The organism is Kitasatospora sp. NPDC088346 (assembly GCF_044740765.1).
Classification (GTDB): domain Bacteria; phylum Actinomycetota; class Actinomycetes; order Streptomycetales; family Streptomycetaceae; genus Kitasatospora.
The window spans coordinates 92,388-111,089 of record NZ_JBIURH010000014.1 but is presented as its reverse complement, the minus strand read 5'-3'; the positions used below and the strand labels follow the sequence as shown (position 1 = coordinate 111,089).

Genomic DNA, 18,702 nt, shown 5'->3' with positions numbered 1-18,702 from the left:
AGCACCGAGGAGGCCCATTGGTCCGGCCGCTCGCGGCGTGGAACCCGCTGGACTGGTCGCTGGTCGACGGCCCGGTGCCGTACGTGCTGCTGGTGCTCGGCTTCGGCTCGCTGCTGGGCCTCGCCGTCTCCACCGGCCCGCGCTGGTGGACCAGGCGGCTGCCCTGCGCCGTCCTGGTGGCCGCGGCGGCGTCGGCGCTGGTGGTGTACACCGTCGACGTCTGGTGGCGGCCGTTCCCGGGCGGCCTGCCGCGCGTCGTCACGGTGTGGATCGGGGTCGCGCTGCTCGGCCTCTCGCTGGCGGCCTTCCGGCTGCCGGCGCTGCACTGGCGCGGGGGGATCTGCGCCGTGGTGGCCGCGCTGCTGGTCGTCCTGATGGCCGCCAACCAGGTCAACCGGTACTACGTCCAGTACCCGACGGCGCGCGCGATGCTGGCCCCCGAGACCGATCCGCTGACCACCGGCCGGGACGACCGGACCGTCACCGCGCCGCCCGGCCGGACGCTCTCCGAGGTCTGGCAGCCGCCGGACCGGATGCCCGGCACCGGCACCCTGTCGGCCGTCCCGATCCCCGGCCGGGCGTCCGGGTTCGACGCCCGGGACGCGTACGTCTACCTCCCGCCCGCCTACCTGACCTCGCCGCGCCCGCTGCTGCCCGTCATCGTGCTGATGGCGGGCCAGCCCGGCGGGCCGGCGGACTGGGTGAACTCCGGCGGCCTGAAACAGGTGCTGGACGAGTTCGCCGCGGCCCACCGGGGGCTGGCGCCGGTGGTGGTGGTCGCCGACCCGATCGGCTCCACGCTCGGCAACACCCTCTGCATGGACTCCCGGATCGCCCGGGCCCAGACCTACCTGGCGGTGGACGTGCCCGACTGGATCCACCACCACCTGCAGACCGCCACCGGCCGCACCCAGCAGTCCGTCGGCGGCATCTCGTTCGGCGGCACCTGCGCCCTCCAGCTCGCCGTCAACGCACCGGAGGTGTACGGCTCGTTCATGGACATGTCCGGCCAGTTGGAACCCACCCTCGGCACCCACGCCGATACCGTCGACGAGGCCTTCGGCGGGGACGAGGCGGCCTTCGACGCCGTCGACCCGCTCCATGTGATGGCCCGTCGGAGCTTCCCGGACACCGCGGGCCTGTTCCTCGTCGGCGCCTCGGACGCCGAGTTCGGGCCGCAGGTGCGCGCGGTCCACGCCGCGGCCGTCCAGGCCGGGATGCGGATCACCTTCGAGACCGTCCCCGGCGGCCACAACTGGGCCGCCTTCCACCTCGGCCTGACCCGGTACGTCCCGTGGCTGGCCCAGCAGACCGGACTGACCCGATGACCGACGCCGCCACGCCCGCCACCCCCGTCACCCCGCGCCCCGAACGCGGCCCGCAGCGGCTGCTGCGGCTGCTGCGCCCGCACGCGGCGCACCTGCGCTCGGCCCCGCTGACGGTGGCGCTGCTGGTCGCCCTCTGGGCGGTCGGCGCCGCCACCGGCAGCCTCGGGGACGGCCCCGACCCCGACCTGCTGGCGCACGTCGGGGTGGGCATCCCGACGCTGGAGGCCGGGCGGTGGTGGACCCCGCTCAGCTCGCTCCTGTGGTGCTCCGGCATCGGCGCGTACGTGCTGATCAGCCTGCTGCTGGCGGTGCTCGGCCCGATCGCCGAACGCCGGCTGGGCAGCCCGCTGGCGGCGGCCGTCCTGGTCCTCGGGCAGGTGCTCGGCACCCTCCTGGGCACCGCGGCCGTCCGGATCGGGGTCTCGGCCGACCTGGGCTGGACGAAGGCGATCCAGGACCAGATCGCGGTCAGCCCCGGCGCCGGGCTGGTCGCGCTGGCCGCCGTGCTCAGCTACCGCCTCAGCGTGCTCTGGCGGCGCAGGCTGCGGCTGCTGGCGGTGCTCGTCCCGTTGGTGCTGATGCTCTACGTCGGCCACCTCCAGGGCGTGCAGCGGGTGGCCGGGGTGCTGGTCGGCCTGGTCGGCGGCGCCCTGCTGCACCGGCGGCGTCCGGGCCGGCCGCACCGCGCCTCGTACACCGAGACCCGGGTGCTGGTCGCGCTCTGCCTGGCCGCCGCGGCGATCGGCCCGCTGGTCGCCTCGCTCTACCAGGACGCGATCGGGCCGTTCAACACCGTCAGCGACCTCTACTTCTCGCACGTGCCCTCCTCGGCGGAGGTCGCCGACGCCTGCGCCTCCTCCGTCGAGGAGTGCGCGCGGGCGCACTCCGTGCAGCGCTTCTTCGACTCGCCCGGCCGGCTGATGGCCGCCCTGGTACCGGTGCTGCTCCTGGTGCTGGCCGAGGGGCTGCGCCGCGGGCTGCGGCTGGCCTGGTGGATCAGCGTGCTCACCGAACTGGCCTGGGTCGGCGTGCTGGCCTGGCTGCTGGCCGACAACTACGACGCGTACGCCGAGGACGGCGGTGTCCCGCTGCTGTTCGAGCTGGTCGGCGAGGCGCTGCTGCTGCCGGTCGCCCTGCTGGTGCTCCAGTGGGTCACCCGGCGCAGCTTCGACCAGCGGTTGTCGCGCCGGGACGTCACGCGGTTGGCCGCGGTGGTGGGCGGCGCGCTGGTGCTGTGCTGCGGGGCCTACGTGGGCATCGGCCTGCTGGTCCGGGCCCAGTACGAGCCGGACGCCACGGTGGGCGGCCTGTTCGCCGGGCTGCCGGCCGAGCTGCTGCCGCCCTCGTACAACGACCTGCTGCCCGGCTACCCGATCGCGTCCGGCGGCACCGCGCAGGCCCTGGAGATCTACTGCGGCGTGGTGTTCTGGGTGATCACGCTGGTCGCGCTGGTGCTGGCGTTCCGCCGGCCGGTGCTGCACACCGACGCCGAGGACGCGGCCCGGGCCCGGGCGCTGCTGACCGCCCACGGCGGGTCGACGCTCTCCTTCATCTCCACCTGGGACGGCAACCACTACTGGTTCGACGAGGAAGGCCTGGCGGCGGTGCCGTACCGGGTGATCGCCACCGTGGCACTGACCACCGGCGACCCGTTCGGCGAACCGGCGGCCCGGTCGCGGGCGGTGGCGGGCTTCGCCCGGTACTGCGACGCGCGGGGGTGGACGCCCTGCTTCTACAGCGTCACCACCGAGACGCTGGAGCAGGCGGAGGCGCTCGGCTGGCGCTCGCTCCAGGTCGCCGAGGACACCGTGGTCGCGCTGCCGGAGCTGGCCTTCACCGGCAAGAAGTGGCAGGACATCCGCACCTCGCTGAACAAGGCCGGCAAGCAGGGCATCACCGCCGAGTGGTGGACGTACCACGACGCCCCGATCGCGATCCGGGACCAGGTCCAGGCCATCTCCGAGGAGTGGGTCTCCGACAAGGGCCTGCCGGAGATGGGGTTCACCCTGGGTGGCCTGCCCGAGCTGACCGACCCCGCGGTGCGGATGCTGGTGGCGGTGGACGCGGACCGGACGGTGCACGGCCTGACCAGCTGGATGCCGGTCTACCGGGACGGCGAACCGGTCGGCTGGACGCTGGACTTCATGCGGCGCCGGTCCGAGGGGTTCCGCGGGGTGATGGAGTTCCTGATCGCGTCCGCGGCGCTGGGCTTCAAGGAGGAGGGGGCCGAGTTCCTCAGCCTCTCCGGCGCCCCGCTGGCCCGCTCCGACCGGGGCGAGCCGCCGACCGCGCTGCAGCGGATGCTGGACTGGATGGGCAAGGTGCTGGAGCCGGTGTACGGCTTCCGGTCGCTGCTGGCCTTCAAGGCCAAGTTCCAGCCCGAGTACCGGCCGATGTACATGGTCTACCCGGACCCGGCCGCGCTGGGCAGCATCACCCGGGCGATCGGCAAGGCCTACCTGCCGCACCTGACGCCGGCCCAGGGCGTCCGGCTGATGCGCAGGCTCTCGGCCTGAGCCGCTCCGCCGGCGGCCCAGGCCCGCGACGGCCGTTCAGCCCAGCAACTCGGCCAGCTCGCGGTCCGGGTCCAGGTTCAGCGCTTCCTGGCCCTCGGGGACGGCCAGGTGGCTGCGCCACAGGAAGCGCCGGAGGTCCGGGGTGGTGAAGTGCAGCAGGGCGACGCCCTCCGGGGCGCGCAGCTCGACCGCGGTCCGGCGCTCGGTGGCGGGCCGCACGTGCACGTCACCGGGGCCGGCGGGACCGTCGAGTCCGGCCGCGAGCAGCCGGCGGGCGAAGACCCACTCGACGCCGGGCCCGGCGTCGGGGTCGGGCCCGGTGCGGTCGGGTTCGTGGCGCCCGCCGGGGCCGCCGACGTCGCCGGGGTCGCCGGGGGATTCGCCGGCGTCGTCCAGCGAGTACTCGGCGGGGAAGACCATCCGGACGGCGAGCGGGTCGTCCGTCCGGTACCGCAGGGTGACCGGCAGCAGCGCGGAGCGCCGGCTGCTGATGATCAGGCGGGCCTGGACGACCTGTTCGACGGTTGCCGTCGTACCGGACATGTTTCTTCCTCCCGATGAAGCGTGCGTGCGAGCCGCGTGACGCGAGTGGCCGATGTGGCTCCGGAACACTGGGAGTCCGGAAGGCGGTCGGGATTACGCGGCTTTTCGCCCTTTCTGGAGTGATCCGGGTCACATCAAACCGGATGTCGGGGGAAATCCGGTCGGATGGTCCGAACTTCACCCGGGCGGCCGGGGGTGGCGCACCCGAAATGCGCTGTCCGGGCGGTCGTCCGGGCCCCTACCATCGCGGGATGGACACTCCGAGCGACCCTGGCCGGGCGCCCGTCCCCGAGGAGGAGGACGTGCAGCGCCACCGCGAGGACGTGCGCCGCCTCGGCGCCAAGTACGCGGCCCGTCACGCCGATCTGCTGCGGAGGCTCGGCGAATGAGGTACCTGGACGTGCCGGACGTGCTGGAGCTGTCCGCCTTCGCCTGTCAGGGGCGCGAGATGGCGGTCCGCGAGCCCGGCCTGCTGGCCTCGGCCGCGCACCGCCCGCGCTCCGGGATGTTCGGCGTGGAGGCGTACGAGGGCCGGTTCCAGAAGGCCGCGGCGCTGCTGCACGGCCTCGCCACCAACCACCCGTTCGTGGACGGCAACAAGCGGACGGCGTGGATGGGCACGGTCGTCTTCCTGGACCTGCACGGCGCCGACATGGCCGCGGTGGACCAGGAGGAGGCGTACCGGCTGGTGGTCGAGGTGGCCTCGGGAGAGCTCGCCGATGTGACCGGGATCGCCCGCCGGCTGAGGGCGATGTACGAGCGCGGCGAGGCCGGTTGAGGTCGGCGGGCCGGTAGGCTGGGCGGGTTGTACGACCGCCGACCGCCCGCGGGCCGGGGGCTGAGAAATGCCCTGACCTGCGACGAACCCCTTCCGGAGACCGTGAGTACTGCCGCCTCCCCGATGGCCCCCCTGTTCTCGGACGCCGATCCGCACGCACCCAGCCGCCCGGCCGGAACCACGGCCGCGTCGCACCTGTCCCCGGCCTTTCCCGGCCGTGCCCCCTGGGGCACGGCCGGAAAGCTGCGGGCCTGGCAGCAGGGGGCCCTGGACCGGTACATCGAGAAGCAGCCGCGCGACTACCTCGCGGTCGCTACCCCGGGCGCGGGAAAGACCACCTTCGCCCTGACCCTCGCCTCGTACCTGCTGCACAACCACCTCGTGCAGCAGGTCACCGTCGTCGCCCCGACCGAGCACCTGAAGAAGCAGTGGGCCGAGGCCGCGGCCCGGATAGGCATCAAGCTGGACCCGGCCTACTCCTCGGGCCCGCTCTCCCGCGATTACCACGGCATCGTGGTCACCTACGCCGGCGTGGGCGTCAACCCGATGCTGCACCGCAACCGCACCGAGGCCCGCAAGACCCTCGTGATCATGGACGAGATCCACCACGCCGGTGACTCCAAGTCCTGGGGCGAGGCCTGCGCCGAGGCCTTCGAGCCCGCCACCCGGCGGCTCGCGCTCACCGGCACGCCGTTCCGCTCCGACACCAACCCGATCCCGTTCGTCCAGTACGAGGCGGGCAGCGACGGCATCCGCAAGTCGGTCGCCGACTACACCTACGGGTACGGGCACGCGCTGGCCGACCACGTCGTGCGCCCGGTGATCTTCCTCTCCTACAGCGGCAACATGCGCTGGCGCACCAAGGCCGGCGACGAGCTGGAGGCCCGGCTCGGCGAGCCGATGACCAAGGACCTGATCGCCCAGGCCTGGCGTACCGCACTGGCCCCCCAGGGCGAGTGGATCCCGAACGTGCTGAGCGCGGCGGACCGGAGGCTCACCGAGGTCCGCAAGGCCATCCCGGACGCCGGCGGCCTGGTGATCGCCACCGACCAGAACGTGGCCCGCGCCTACGCCAAGATCCTGCGCGAGCTCACCGGCGAGAAGCCCACCCTGGTCCTGTCCGACGAGGCCGAGGCCTCGAAGCGGATCTCCGACTACGCGGCCGGCGACTCCCGCTGGATGGTCGCCGTCCGGATGGTGTCGGAGGGCGTCGACGTGCCCCGGCTGGCCGTCGGCGTGTACGCCACCTCCATCTCCACCCCGCTGTTCTTCGCCCAGGCCGTGGGCCGCTTCGTGCGCGCCCGCAAGCGCGGCGAGACCGCCTCCGTCTTCCTGCCCACCATCCCGATGCTGCTCGGCTTCGCCAACGAGATGGAGGTCCAGCGCGATCACGTGCTGGACCGGCCGAAGAAGGAGGGCGAGGGCCTCTTCGACGAGGAGGACCGGCTGCTCGCCGAGGCCGAGAAGGCCAACGACGGCCCGGACACGGCCGGCGGCGAGGAGTTCTCGTACGAGGCGCTCGGCTCCGACGCGGTCTTCGACCGGGTGCTGTACAACGCCATGGAGTTCGGCATGCAGGCGCACCCGGGCAGCGAGGAGGAGGAGGACTACCTCGGCATCCCGGGCCTGCTGGAGCCGGACCAGGTGCAGATGCTGCTGCAGAAGCGCCAGCACCGGCAGATCCAGCGCTCCAAGGCGAAGCCCGCGGAGGAGGCCGACCTGATCGAACTCCCGGCCGAGCAGCGCCCGGTGGTCACCCACCAGGAGCTGCGCGAGCTGCGCAAGGAGCTCAACGCGCTGGTGGCCGCCTGGCACCACCGGACCAGCCAGCCGCACGGCACCGTCCACAACGAGCTGCGCCGCCAGTGCGGCGGCCCGCTCACCGCCCAGGCCACGGCGAACCAGTTGAAGGCCCGGATCGCCAAGATCAGGGAGTGGGCCACCGCGTCCTGAGTTCCGACCCTTCCCTCGGGGGGGGGATTGCTTTTCGCCACGGCCGGCGCGACGGCCGGTGAGAACGCCCGGCGGCCATCGGCCGCCGGGCGTCGCGCGTTCCGGGCTGGGAGTCCGCTGGGAGTCCGCTGGGAGCGGTGATGGCACTCCGTACTGTCCGGACTCCGGACTCGCTCGAACTGGCGAGCGGGAATTGCCGGAGGGTATGGGGGATTTTGGTGGGAATTTGATCTCGGTAGCGCGACGAATCGGATCGGATTTTGGACAAGGCCTTCCGCAGCGAGCCTCCCGTTCACTACTTTTCCTCCACGCTCTCTCGAACCGACCACCCCGACCCGGGGGAGCACCGCAGAGCTATCCGCCCGGCAATGGCGCCGGGACGTGGCTTCCAGCGCGGACACCCACTCGCGCGCGACACCTCCGTCCCGGTACCGGCACCACGTCGGACCGGCGACCGCCGCGGAAAGGACATGCGCGTGACCGCTGAGACCTCCCAGACCCTGGACAGAGGTGTCCGGGTACTGAAACTGCTCGCGGACTCCGAGCGGGGCCTGACCGTCACCGAACTCGCCGCCCGCCTGGCGGTCAACCGCACCGTCGTCTACCGGCTGCTGGCCACCCTGGAACAGCACGGGCTGGTCCGCCGGGACATCGGCGGCCGGGCCCGGGTCGGCCTCGGGGTGCTGCGCCTGGCGCACCGCGTCCACCCGTTGCTGCGCGAGGCCGCGCTGCCCGCGCTGCGCAGCCTCGCCGAGGACCTCGGCGCCACCGCGCACCTCACCCTGGTGGACGGCAGCGAGGCGCTGGCGGTGGCGGTGGTCGAGCCGACCTGGACGGACTTCCACGTCGCGTACCGCACCGGCCTGCGCCACCCGCTGAGCGAGAGCGCGGCCGGCCGGGCGATCCTGGAGGCCCGCTCCTTCCCCAGCCAGCGCCGGCCCGAGCAGGGCTTCGTCGTCACCCACGCGGAGGAGCAGTCGGGAGCCAGTGGCGCCGCGGCCGCACTGCTCGGTCTGAGCGGCATCGAGGGCAGCGTCGGCGTGGTGATGCTCAACGGACTGGTGCCGGAGCGGGTCGGCCCGCGGGTGGTGGAGGCCGCGACCGAGGTCGCCGACGCCCTGAGGTAGTGCCCGCCGGACCGGCCGGGTGTGTTTTGATGCGGGGTGTGTCTCCTGTGAAGGTGTGTCCCCTGTGAAGCTGCCCCCGGCCCTCACCGCTCCCAAGACCCGCGCGCTGGGCCTGTGCGGCGCGCTGGTCGTCGCGCTGTTCGCGGTCGCCGCGTTCGCGCCGCTGCCGTTCACACTGACCCAGCCCGGGGTGACCGCCGACACCCTCGGCACGTACCAGGGCCGGCCGGTGCTCACCATCACCGGTGCGCCCGTCCGGGTGACCGACGGTCAGCTGCGGGCCACCACCATCTCGGCGACCAACGCGGGCGAGCGGATCAGCCTGCGCCGGGCGCTGGAGGGCTGGCTGAACGAGGACGAGGCCGTGGTGCCCACCGACGTCGTCTACCCCGAGCCCGACCCGGCCGACGCCGAGCAGGAGACCGCCCGGCAGATGACCGAGTCCCAGGACTCGGCGACCGCGGCCGCCCTGAACTACCTCCACCTCGCCCCGGAGCAGGTCAAGGTCGCGGTCGACCTGGGCGACATCGGCGGCCCGAGCGCCGGCCAGATGCTCACCCTCGGGATCATCGACAAGCTGGCCGGCAACGGCCACGGCGGGGACCTCACCGGCGGCCGCACCGTGGCCGGCACCGGAACGGTCGACGCGGACGGGAGGATCGGCGCGGTCGGCGGCGTGCCGCTGAAGACCCAGGCGGCGGCCCGGGACGGCGCCACGGTCTTCCTGGTGCCCGCCCAGGAGTGCTCGGACGCCAAGGTGAACCTCCCGGACGGCCTGCGGCTGGTGCCGGTCACCACCGTCGCGGAGTCGGTCGCGGCCCTCGACGCGCTGGCCGCGGGCGGGACCGTCCCGGCCTGCTGAGCCGCCGTACCCGCCGCCGCCCGGCTCGCGGCGCCGCCCGGCGGCTCACTCCCGGGCGGCCTGCTCCACCAGCGGCAGCACCCGGTAGGGCACCGGGTTCTCCAGGGCGATCGCGGTCGAGGCCCGGACGATCCCGTCGAAGCCCACCACCCGGTCGATCACCCGCTGGAGGTCCGCGTTGGACCGGGCGACGATCCGCACCAGCATGTCGCCCTGCCCGGTGATGGTGTGCAGTTCCAGCACCTCCGGCACGGCCACCAGGTGGGCCCGGACGTCCACCCCCTGGCCCTGGGAGATCTCCAGGGTGGCGAAGGCCGTCACCGGGTAGCCCAGCGCCGCCGGATCCACCTGCGGGCCGAAACCGCCGATCACGCCGCGGGCCTGCAACCGGTCCAGCCGGGCCTGCACCGTCCCGCGGGCCACCTGGAGCCGGCGCGAGCACTCCAGCACGCCGATCCGCGGCTCCTCGCTGAGAAGCCTGATCAACTTTCCGTCGAGCGCGTCGATCGCGTCATTGGGGGAGTGCACGGGGGCTCCGTCCGGTGGGCAAACTGTCCAGCTGCTGCGGCCATTTTCGGGCGGCGACGGGCACCTTGCCCAGGAGGAATCGGAACAGTTGCGCATCGATCCGCCGAGGGCCAGTCTCCCTCCACACCCCGTGGCCCGACCCCCACGCCGAGCCGCGGGCGACCGGGGAGGAGCGCCTTGACCGAGATCTTCGCCGCACCAGTCGCCCAGGAACCCGCCGACGACTTCCGTCCGATCACCGGCCCGGACGCCGTCGTGCTCGCCGTCCACGACGCGCGGAAGGCCGCGCACTACTACTCCGCCACCCTCGCCATGCGATGTACCGCCTACTCGGGGCCCGAGAACGGAAACCCGGAGACGTGCGCCTACGTCTTCGAGTCCGGCCCCGCGCGCTACGTGCTGACCTCCGTGGTCCAAGTCCTCGGCGGGCACGGCCGCCTGATCGCCGATCACCTCGAACGCCACGGCGAGGGCATCGTCGACCTCTCGCTGCGCGTCCCGGACGCCTACGCCGCCTTCGACTACGCGGTCGACCGCGGCGCCACCGCGCTCGCCGAACCGTACGAGCTCACCGACCCGGACGGCACCGTGGTGCTGGCCGTCATCGCCACCGCCGGGACCGCCCGGCACACCCTGGTCGACCGGACCGGGTACCGCGGCCCGTACCTGCCGGGCTTCACCCCGGTGCCGGACCGGGTGCGGCCGCCGACCACCTCGCTGTACCCGTGACGCCGGGTCGCTCAGCCGGCGGCGGGCACGGTCTGCACCGTCGGCGGATGGCCGTTCCAGGTGACGAAGACCGAACTGGTGCCCTCGGGGTGGGAGAAGTCGATCCGCATCCAGTGGTCGCCGTTCCAGACCTGCATCTGCCAGCCCGTCTCCGGGGTGGCCGAGACCAGCTCCGCGTGGTCCTCGCGGATGTCCAGGGCCACCCGGCCGCCGGGCACCAGGTAGCTGCGGACGGACGAACTCGGGCTCGGTTGCCGGGTCGGCGTCCGGCTGGGTGAGGCCGCGGCGGACGGGCTGCCCGGCGCCCCGCCCGGGCTCTGGCCCGGGGCCTGGCTCTGACTCGCCGAGGGCGGAGCCGTACCGGCGGCCGCGGGCCCGGTGGTCGGCCCGTCGGTGGGGCGTGACCCGGCGGACTCGCTCGCCGCGGGCGCGGGTGCCGACGCGGGCAGCGGTACGGCCGTCGGCTGCTCGAACACCGTGTCCGCCAGGACGGCGTGCACGCCGAGCCAGGACAGCACCACCGCTGCCCCGGTGGCGGCCGTCCAGGCGCCGAGTTGTACCAGTTGGCTCCGCATCGCCCGCCCATCCTGCCGTATCCGGGCGGGCGGCAGGTCAGTGGCCCTGACCATCGGTGGGGACCGTGCGGAAACGGCCGGTCGGCGGCCTTATCGGGACCCGAGGTACAGACCAATGGGGGCCGATGCCGTACCGTGCAGGGCCATGGCAACAGTGCTCGTGGTCGAGGACGACCCCTTCGTCCGCTCCGCCCTCATCCGACACCTTTCCGAGTCGGGCCACGCGGTACGCAGCGTGGGAACAGCCCTCGAAGCGCTGCGCGAGGTGGCCCAGGTCGGCTGCGACCTGGTGATCCTCGACCTCGGCCTGCCCGACCTGGACGGCGGCGAGGCGCTCAAGATGATCCGCGGCATCACCAACGTGCCGGTGATCATCTCCACCGCCCGGGACGACGAGGCCGAGATCGTCCGGCTGCTCAACGACGGCGCCGACGACTACCTGGTGAAACCTTTCTCCGGTGAGCACCTGACGGCCCGGATGGCCGCTGTGCTGCGCCGGCTCGGTGGCGGCGGGCCCGCCACCCCGCAGGTCCTGCGCGTCGGCGGTCTCACCATCGACCCGCAGCGGCGCGAGGCCGTCCTGGACGGGCGGACCCTCGACCTGACCCGGCGTGAGTTCGACCTGCTGGCCTTCCTCGCCGCCCGGCCCGGCGTGGTCGTGCCGCGCAAGGAGATCCTCGCCGAGGTCTGGCGGCAGACCTACGGCGGTGACCAGACCATCGACGTGCACCTGTCCTGGCTGCGCCGCAAACTCGGCGAGACCGCCTCCAGCCCGCGCTACCTGCACACCGTCCGCGGCGTCGGCGTCCGCCTGGAGGCACCCGCCGCACCCGCGGGGTACGCGCCGTGAGGCGGTTCACCCGCTCGCTGCGCTGGGCCATGATCAAGGCGGCGGTGGCCGGCACCACCATGGTCGCGCTCGCCTTCCTCATCCCGCTCGGCCTGATGGTCCAGCAGACCGCCCGCGACCGGGCGTTCACCGCCGCCGAACGCCAGGCCGCCGCCCTCGGCCCGGCCCTGGCCATCACCACCGACCAGGACGCCATCACCCGGGCCATCGCCTCCACCGACGCGGGCGCCCGGGACCGCCTCGCCGTCCACCTCCCGGACGGCACGGCGGTCGGCGCGGCCCGCGCCAACCCCGACGACCTCGACACCGTCGAGCGGCAGGGCCGGTCCTTCACGGTGGCCGTCCCCGCCGGCTTCGCCCTGCTCCAGCCCGTCGCCGTGGACGGCGGCAGGATCGCGGTGGTCGAGGTGCACGTCGCCGACGGCGACCTCACCCGCGGCGTCACCACCGCCTGGCTGGTGCTCTCCCTGGTCGCGCTCGCGCTGGTCGCCATCTCCGTGCTGGTCGCCGACCGGATGGGCGCGAGGATCGTCGCCTCCGCCCGCCGGCTGGCCGGCGCCGCCCGCTCGCTCGGCGCCGGCAACCTCGCCGTCCGGGTGCCGGTCGAGGGCGGGCCGGGCGCCGACGCGCCCGAGGAACTCCGCGACGCCGGAAAGGCGTTCAACGCCATGGCCGACCGGGTGGTCCACCTGCTCGCCGCCGAACGGGAGCTCGCCGCCGACCTCTCCCACCGGCTGCGCACCCCGCTCACCGTGCTGCGCCTCAACGCCGCCTCGCTCGGCGACGGCGACGCCGCCGACGCCACCCGGCACGCCGTCTCCCAACTGGAGCGCGAGGTCGACCAGATCATCCGCTCCGCCCGCCGTGCCCCCGACGACGCCCCCGCGGTCGCGCTCGGCTGCGACGCGGTCGAGGTGATCCGTGAGCGGGTCGGCTTCTGGTCCGCGCTCGCCGAGGACGAGGGCCGCCCCTGGCAACTCGCCGGCGCGGAGGGCGCCGTCCTGGTCCCGGTCCAGCGGGTCGACCTGGCCGCCGCCGTGGACGTGCTGCTCGGCAACGTGTTCCGGCACACCGCGATCGGCACCGCCTTCTCGGTCGACCTGATGGCCACCCCCGACTCGGTGATCGTCCTGGTCGGCGACGCCGGACCGGGATTCGTCGACCCCGACACCGCGATCGAGCGCGGCACCGGCCACGGCGGCGACGGCTCCACCGGACTCGGCCTCGACATCGTCCGCAAGCTCGCCGAGACCACCGGCGGCGACGTCGCGCTCGGACGCTCGGCCGGGCTCGGCGGGGCCGAGATCCGGCTGCGCATCCAGACCCGCCCGGAGTCCGCCCCGGCGCGTCAGACCCGGCGCCGCGGCGCCCGGTTCGCCGGTGCCTCCCGCCGCCGCGACTGACCGCGCGGCGCGCCGTCCGTGCGCCGGTCGCCGCCGTGCGGGACGACTTCCTTAACCGGGCCCTAAGCCAGCGCTACACCTGCCTCAGCTGTCCGATTCGTCCCTTCCGCACTCGCTAGCGTCTGCGGCGCCGGGGTCGGTGATCCCGGGTACGACGGTCGATCCCCGGAGGTACGCCGACCATGACGACGAGCCAGCCCACCCGCCCCGGACACCGCCGCCGCAGCCGCAAGGGCACACTGATCGGCGCCTCGGCCGTCGCCGCCGCGGTCGTCGCCGGCGGCCTGGTCACCCTCGCCTCCTCGGCGAGCGCCGCCTCGGTCGGCGCCGTGTACAGCCGCACCAGCACCTGGGACGCCGGCTACACCGGCCAGTACGCGATCAGCAACCCCGGTACCGGCGTCATCGACGGCTGGACCCTCAGCTTCGACCTGCCCACCGGCGCCACCGTCTCCTCGCTCTGGAACGCCGGCTTCACCGTCTCCGGCCGGCACGTCACGGTCAAGCCCGAGGACTGGAACAAGCGGATCGAACCGGGCCGCACGGTCGACGTCGGCTTCGTCATCCAGGGCACCGGCGCGGCCCAGGCCGAACCCGGCAACTGCCTGATCAACAACGTCTCCTGCACCGCGGGCGGCGGCCCGGCCCCCACCCCCTCCGGACGGCCCACCGGCACGCCCACCACCCCCGCCCCGACCCCGTCCCCGAGCGCGTCCACCACCTCGCCCAAGCCCACCGCCACGGCCTCGCCCAAGCCGACGCCCACCCCCACCCCGACGCCGACCCCGACCGGCACCCCCGCGCCGGTCACCGGCGCCCGCTTCGCGCCGTACGTCGACACCTCGCTCTACCCGCCGTACGACCTGGTCGCCACCGCGAAGGCGAGCGGGGTGAAGAACTTCAACCTCGCCTTCCTCGTCTCCGGCGGCGGCTGCACCCCCAAGTGGGGCGGCGTCTCCGACCTCTCCGCGGACGCGGTCGCCGGCCAGATCGGCGCGCTGCGGGCGATCGGCGGCGACGTCCGGGCCTCCTTCGGCGGCGCCAACGGCAGCGAGCTCGCCACCGCCTGCTCCTCCACCGCCGACCTGACCGCCGCCTACCAGAAGGCCGTCGACGCCTACGGCCTCGACCGGCTCGACTTCGACATCGAGGGCGGCGCGATCGCCGACGGCGCCGCCAACGGCCGCCGCGCCCAGGCCATCGTCCAGCTCCAGAAGAACGCCGCCGCCAAGGGCAGGACGCTGGACGTCTCCTTCACCCTGCCGGCCCTGCCCAGCGGCCTCACCCAGGACGGCATCAACCTGGTCGCCGGGGCGAAGAGCGCGGGCGTCCAGATCGGCGCCGTGAACATCATGGCGATGGACTTCGGCGACGGCGTCGCCCCCAACCCGCAGGGCCGGATGGGCAAGTACGCGATCGACGCGGCCACCGCCACCCAGGCGCAGGTCAAGAGCGTGCTCGGGGTCAGCGACAGCGTCGCCTGGAGCAAGGTCGCGGTCACCCCGATGATCGGCGTCAACGACGTCGCCACCGAGGTCTTCACCGTCGCCGACGCGACCCAGCTGGCCGACTTCGCCAAGACCAAGCACCTGGCCTGGCTCTCGATGTGGTCCGGCACCCGCGACAAGGCCTGCCCCGGCGGTCCCAAGGGCTTCGCCGACGCGACCTGCAGCAGCATCGCCCAGCAGCCGCTCGACTTCACCCGCGCCCTCGGCTCGTACAACGGCTGAGCCCCCGCCGCACCGCCGCACGGCCGGCCCCCGGGACACCGCCACCACCGTCCCGGGGGCCGGCCGCGCCCCCGCCCGTCCGCCCGCACGACAGGTGGCCGGGCGGGCCCTTCCGGTAAGGTCGCAGGCTGGCCCCACCAGCGGACGGAGCAGGACGTGAGCACGGTGCACGAGGAACGCAGGACGCCCCCGTGGCGCCCCGAGCAGCCCCCTGCGCCGGCAGCCTGGCGCCGCCCGTTCGCGGCACCGCTGGCCGCCCTGCGCGCCGCCCCGCGGCGCCCGCTCGCCCTCGCCACCGCGCTGGCCCTGTTCTCGCTGCTCGCCTACGCCACCGTGCGGCACTTCGTCGGCACCTCGATGGTCGACATGATCGTCTACCGGGCCGAGGGCGCCGCCGTGGCGGACGGCCGCGACCTGTACGCGCTGCGCGTCACCGAGTGGAACCTGCCGGCCACCTACCCGCCGTTCGCCGCGATGCTCTTCGTCCCGACCACCTGGTTCGGCGTCGGGTTCCTGCGGGTCGCCATCACCGCCGGCAACGTCGCCCTGATCGGGCTGCTCGCCCACCTGTCGTTCAAACTGGTCGGCTGGCCGCGCCGCGAACTGCGCCCGGTCGGCGTGGTGCTGGTCGCCGGCCTCGGCGTATGGCTGGAACCGGTCTTCACCACGCTGCGCTACGGGCAGATCAACCTCGTCCTCGCCTGCCTGATCCTCTGGGACCTCACCCGCCCCGACGGCCGGCGCGGCAAGGGCATCGCCATCGGCATCGCCGCCGGGATCAAGCTCACCCCCGGCCTGTTCGCCGTCTACCTGCTGATCACCGGCCGGATCCGGGCCGCCTTCGTGGCCGGCTTCACCTTCCTCGCCACCTTCGCCCTCGGCGCGGCCGTGCTGCCCGACGCCACCTGGGGCTTCTGGACCAAGTACCTCTACGACTCCACCCGGGTCGGCAAGACCGAGATCGTCGACAACCAGTCCGTCCGCGGCGCCGTCGCCCGTCTGCTGCACAGCGCCGACCCCGGTACGCTCGCCACCCTGGCCAGCGCCTGCGTCGCGCTGGCCGGCCTGGCCGTCGCCGGGTGGGCCCACCGCAGCGGCCGCTGGACGCCGCGCGCCGAGGCCTGGGGCGTCTGCTGCGCCGCCGTCACGGCCGTGCTGATCTCCCCGATCAGCTGGACCCACCACTGGGTCTGGTGCGTGCCGATGCTCGTCCTGCTCGCCGCGGAGGCCGCGCACGAGCACTCCCGCCCGACCGCCGTCCGCCGCCTGCGCTGGCGGCCGATCTTCGGCGCGACCCTGCTCGCCTTCCTGTCCTTCGGCATGTGGGTCGTCCCCCACAAGGGCGACCTCGACCTGCACCTTCCGCCGCTGCACCAGTTCCCGGCCGACGTCTACCCGATCGTCGGCATCTGCTTCCTGGCACTCGGCGCGCTCCGGGTCACCGCCCGCCGCCGGGCGGCCGGCGCACCGCTGCTCCAGCTGCCGCAGCAGCGCCGGGATCGCGCGGCCGGAGCCGGCACGCCGGCCGACGAGCAGCTGCGCGAGCCGCAGCAGGCCTGAGGTCCGCGCCACCGGCCACCGGCCGGGCCCCGCGCCCGGCACCCGTGCCGTTGCGCCTCACGCCAGCAGGTCGGCGAGCGAGCCGTCCAGGTCCAGCGCGCCCAGCTCGGCCCCCGGCGGCACCAGCCGGTGCGCCCGCTCCAGCCAGGACGCCACCGTCGCCAGCGGAGCCTCCAGCAGCGCGTCCCCCGCCGGCGAGCTGAGCGCCAAGCAGAGCACGCTCCGCCGGCCGGCGCGGGTCGGCCAGATCCGGACGTCCCCCTGCCCGCACGGGCGGAAGGTTCCTTCCACCAGCAGCTCGCGGGCGAACACCCAGGTCACCGGGGTCCCGGAGTCCAGGTGGAAGGTGATGTGCACCGCGAACGGGTCGTGGCTCCCGTACGACAACCGGGCCGGGACGGCCACGCTGCGCTCGGGAGACAGCACCAGGTCGAGGTCGAGTTCCTGCTCCACCACACTGACGGACCGTTCCATGACCGTGTTCCTCTCCGCGTTCCGGAGCGGCTGCCGCTCAGCCCCTCCACCGGGAGAGAGGACGGGGAACAGGATCTCTTACACACATTCCCGGGGGTTTCTTTTCCGCCGAACCCGGCCGAGCGCGACGCGAAGGTACTACCCTTTGTGACTGCACGGCGACTCTCCGCCTGCGCCACTCGAACCGGCCCGGTGCGGGCGCGAAGGATGCACGGATGACGGACCGGCCATTCGCCGCCGGCGCGGACACGGCCGCCGGCCCGACGCCGGGCTACTACCCAGACCCCTCCATCCCCGGCTTCGTCCGGTACTGGGGCGGTACCGCCTGGGTGCCCGGCACCAGCCGGCGGGCGCCCGCCGAGGGCGAGTACCTGGCGCCGCCGCACTTCGCCTCCCGGCAGGCCCCGGCGGCCGCCCCGCCGCGCCGGACGCCGCCGCCGGTCGTCCAGGGGGCGCCGCCCGGAGCCATCGGGCACGTGCAGCCCGAGCCGCGGCGGGCCGCCGACGAGACCGGGCCGGTCTTCCTCGACCAGACCGGGGCGGGCGCCGCGTTCACCATGGCCCCGCAGGCCGAGCTCGAACTGCGGCCGCGGGCGTTCGTCGAGCCGCACCGGCCGCCCGGCGGCGCACCCGGCCAGGGCGGGAGCGGGAGCGCCGCTCTGCAACCCGTACCGCCGGTGCCGTCCGGTCCGGGTGCCGTCGGCCAGCGCGCCGTCGACCAGCGTGCCGTCGACCAGGATGCCGCGGCGCCGTGCCCCGACGGGTCCGGCTGGCGGGCCGACCCCAGCGCGCAGCGCGGGCTGCTGGAGACCGGGACGGCGCCGCGGTGGGTGTCCTGGGGAGTGCTCGGCACCGAGGGAGCCGAGGGTGCGGCACGCGCCGAGGGGGCGGAAAGGGCGGACGGCGGCGGGCCCGGCGAGGGTGCCGGACCGCGGGCGCTCGACACCGCACCCGCCCCCGCACCCGAGGTGGCGGCCGTCGTGCCGGCGCCCGCCGCGCCCGCGCCGCGCAGGGCCGAGCCCGCGGCGACCAGGGTCGAGCCGACGGTCGTCGGGTCGGCCGCAACGAGGTCGGCCGCAGCGAGTCCGGCTGGCCCGAAGTCGGCGGACGCGAAATCGGCGGCGGTCGGGCCCGCCGGTGCGAAGCCCGCCGCCAACACCGGCGCCGGTGGAGCCGGTTCGAAGCCCGCTGCGCGCCGCCCCGTGCCGCCACCGCCGCCCGCCGGGCTCGGCCGGCGCCTGGTCGCCCGGACGATCGACACGGCGGTGGTCGCGATCGTCGGCGCCGCGGCCGCGGTCCCGCTCGGGGCCTCCGCGGTCGAGCACCTCCGGCTCAAGCTCGACGAGGCCCAGGCCCGCTCGCACCTCACCGGCCGGGCGGTCCAGGTGTGGATGGTCGATCCGGTGGTCGCCGGCAAGGCGGCCGCGCTGCTCGGCCTGCTGGTGCTGCTGGGCATCCTGTACGAGGTCCTGCCGACCGCCCGCACCGGCCAGACCTTCGGCAAGCGGGTCGTCCGGATCAGGGTGGTCGACGCGACGGGCCCGGCCGGCCGGACCGGTCCGAAGCCGCCGCGCGCCGCCCGTTCGCTGCTCCGCTGGATCGTCGGCCAGCTCTCCGCCGTCCTGGTCCTCGGCCTGTTCTGGCCGCTGCTCGACCGGCGGACCCGGCGCGGCCTCCAGGATCGGGCCGGCCGGACGAGGGTGGTGCGCGCCTGACCGGAGTTGACGGACCGTCCGATGGCGAAAC

The 18,702-nt window shown here is 74.4% G+C and carries 17 protein-coding genes; 13 read left to right on the top strand and 4 right to left on the bottom strand.

All coding sequences use genetic code 11. The annotated features are described in order from the left end of the window. Window positions 1-17: 17 nt before the first annotated feature. On the top strand, window positions 18-1,328 hold the full coding sequence (locus tag ACIOFR_RS20310) for an alpha/beta hydrolase (RefSeq protein WP_400999120.1): 1,311 nt from the start codon (window positions 18-20) through the stop codon (window positions 1,326-1,328). Further along, window positions 1,325-3,844, top strand: a complete 2,520-nt coding sequence (locus ACIOFR_RS20305) for a bifunctional lysylphosphatidylglycerol flippase/synthetase MprF (RefSeq protein ID WP_400999118.1) — start codon at window positions 1,325-1,327, stop codon at window positions 3,842-3,844. Before ACIOFR_RS20310 ends, ACIOFR_RS20305 begins: the two co-directional genes overlap by 4 nt. A gap of 36 nt (window positions 3,845-3,880) precedes the next feature. Here the strand turns inward: ACIOFR_RS20305 and ACIOFR_RS20300 are convergent, their stop codons facing one another. Beyond that, window positions 3,881-4,387 carry an SsgA family sporulation/cell division regulator gene (locus ACIOFR_RS20300; RefSeq protein ID WP_400999116.1) on the bottom strand — a complete coding sequence of 169 codons (507 nt, stop codon included), beginning with the start codon at window positions 4,385-4,387 and terminating at the stop codon, window positions 3,881-3,883. A 251-nt stretch (window positions 4,388-4,638) separates the two neighbouring features. Between ACIOFR_RS20300 and ACIOFR_RS20295 the strand changes: the two genes are divergently transcribed. The 5 genes from ACIOFR_RS20295 to ACIOFR_RS20275 all read left to right on the top strand — a co-directional run bounded on the left by ACIOFR_RS20295 (window position 4,639) and on the right by ACIOFR_RS20275 (window position 9,107). Next, complete coding sequence (locus ACIOFR_RS20295; RefSeq protein WP_400999113.1) at window positions 4,639-4,776, top strand: hypothetical protein; 138 nt, start codon at window positions 4,639-4,641, stop codon at window positions 4,774-4,776. Next, on the top strand, window positions 4,773-5,165 hold the full coding sequence (locus ACIOFR_RS20290) for a type II toxin-antitoxin system death-on-curing family toxin (RefSeq protein WP_400999111.1): 393 nt from the start codon (window positions 4,773-4,775) through the stop codon (window positions 5,163-5,165). Before ACIOFR_RS20295 ends, ACIOFR_RS20290 begins: the two co-directional genes overlap by 4 nt. Before the next feature lie 123 nt (window positions 5,166-5,288). Next, a complete protein-coding gene (locus ACIOFR_RS20285) occupies window positions 5,289-7,118 on the top strand; it encodes a DEAD/DEAH box helicase (protein WP_400999215.1) in 1,830 nt (609 codons plus the stop codon). A 476-nt stretch (window positions 7,119-7,594) separates the two neighbouring features. Next, window positions 7,595-8,245 carry an IclR family transcriptional regulator gene (locus ACIOFR_RS20280; protein ID WP_371497296.1) on the top strand — a complete coding sequence of 217 codons (651 nt, stop codon included), beginning with the start codon at window positions 7,595-7,597 and terminating at the stop codon, window positions 8,243-8,245. A 70-nt stretch (window positions 8,246-8,315) separates the two neighbouring features. Then, window positions 8,316-9,107, top strand: coding sequence for a S16 family serine protease (locus ACIOFR_RS20275; protein WP_400999213.1), 792 nt, complete (start codon window positions 8,316-8,318; stop codon window positions 9,105-9,107). Between the two features lie 45 nt (window positions 9,108-9,152). On the opposite strand, the gene ACIOFR_RS20270 is transcribed toward ACIOFR_RS20275, so the two are convergent. After that, on the bottom strand, window positions 9,153-9,635 hold the full coding sequence (locus ACIOFR_RS20270; protein WP_400999109.1) for an Lrp/AsnC family transcriptional regulator: 483 nt from the start codon (window positions 9,633-9,635) through the stop codon (window positions 9,153-9,155). A 177-nt stretch (window positions 9,636-9,812) separates the two neighbouring features. Here ACIOFR_RS20270 and ACIOFR_RS20265 point away from each other — a divergent pair, with 177 nt between their 5' ends. Next, window positions 9,813-10,364: a VOC family protein gene (locus ACIOFR_RS20265; RefSeq protein ID WP_400999107.1), complete on the top strand. Its 552-nt coding sequence runs from the start codon at window positions 9,813-9,815 to the stop codon at window positions 10,362-10,364. Window positions 10,365-10,375: 11 nt separating this feature from the next. Here ACIOFR_RS20265 and ACIOFR_RS20260 read toward each other — a convergent pair whose 3' ends face one another. Then, window positions 10,376-10,939, bottom strand: coding sequence for a hypothetical protein (locus tag ACIOFR_RS20260; RefSeq protein WP_400999105.1), 564 nt, complete (start codon window positions 10,937-10,939; stop codon window positions 10,376-10,378). Between the two features lie 145 nt (window positions 10,940-11,084). Between ACIOFR_RS20260 and ACIOFR_RS20255 the strand changes: the two genes are divergently transcribed. The 4 genes from ACIOFR_RS20255 (at window position 11,085) to ACIOFR_RS20240 (ending at window position 16,482) form a co-directional block, all read left to right on the top strand. After that, window positions 11,085-11,789, top strand: a complete 705-nt coding sequence (locus tag ACIOFR_RS20255) for a response regulator transcription factor (RefSeq protein ID WP_400999103.1) — start codon at window positions 11,085-11,087, stop codon at window positions 11,787-11,789. Window positions 11,790-11,806: 17 nt separating this feature from the next. Next, the gene (locus ACIOFR_RS20250; RefSeq protein WP_400999211.1) at window positions 11,807-13,192 is read left to right on the top strand and encodes a histidine kinase dimerization/phospho-acceptor domain-containing protein; all 1,386 of its coding nucleotides are present in this window, start codon (window positions 11,807-11,809) and stop codon (window positions 13,190-13,192) included. 182 nt (window positions 13,193-13,374) lie between these two features. Further along, window positions 13,375-14,922 (top strand): cellulose binding domain-containing protein, encoded by a 1,548-nt coding sequence (locus ACIOFR_RS20245; RefSeq protein WP_400999101.1) that lies wholly within the window; start codon window positions 13,375-13,377, stop codon window positions 14,920-14,922. Between the two features lie 156 nt (window positions 14,923-15,078). Continuing rightward, window positions 15,079-16,482 carry a glycosyltransferase 87 family protein gene (locus tag ACIOFR_RS20240; RefSeq protein ID WP_400999099.1) on the top strand — a complete coding sequence of 468 codons (1,404 nt, stop codon included), beginning with the start codon at window positions 15,079-15,081 and terminating at the stop codon, window positions 16,480-16,482. A gap of 57 nt (window positions 16,483-16,539) precedes the next feature. Here ACIOFR_RS20240 and ACIOFR_RS20235 read toward each other — a convergent pair whose 3' ends face one another. Beyond that, complete coding sequence (locus tag ACIOFR_RS20235; protein ID WP_400999097.1) at window positions 16,540-16,956, bottom strand: SsgA family sporulation/cell division regulator; 417 nt, start codon at window positions 16,954-16,956, stop codon at window positions 16,540-16,542. Window positions 16,957-17,171: 215 nt separating this feature from the next. Here ACIOFR_RS20235 and ACIOFR_RS20230 point away from each other — a divergent pair, with 215 nt between their 5' ends. Next, window positions 17,172-18,671, top strand: a complete 1,500-nt coding sequence (locus ACIOFR_RS20230; protein ID WP_400999095.1) for an RDD family protein — start codon at window positions 17,172-17,174, stop codon at window positions 18,669-18,671. The last annotated feature ends 31 nt before the right edge of the window (window positions 18,672-18,702 follow it).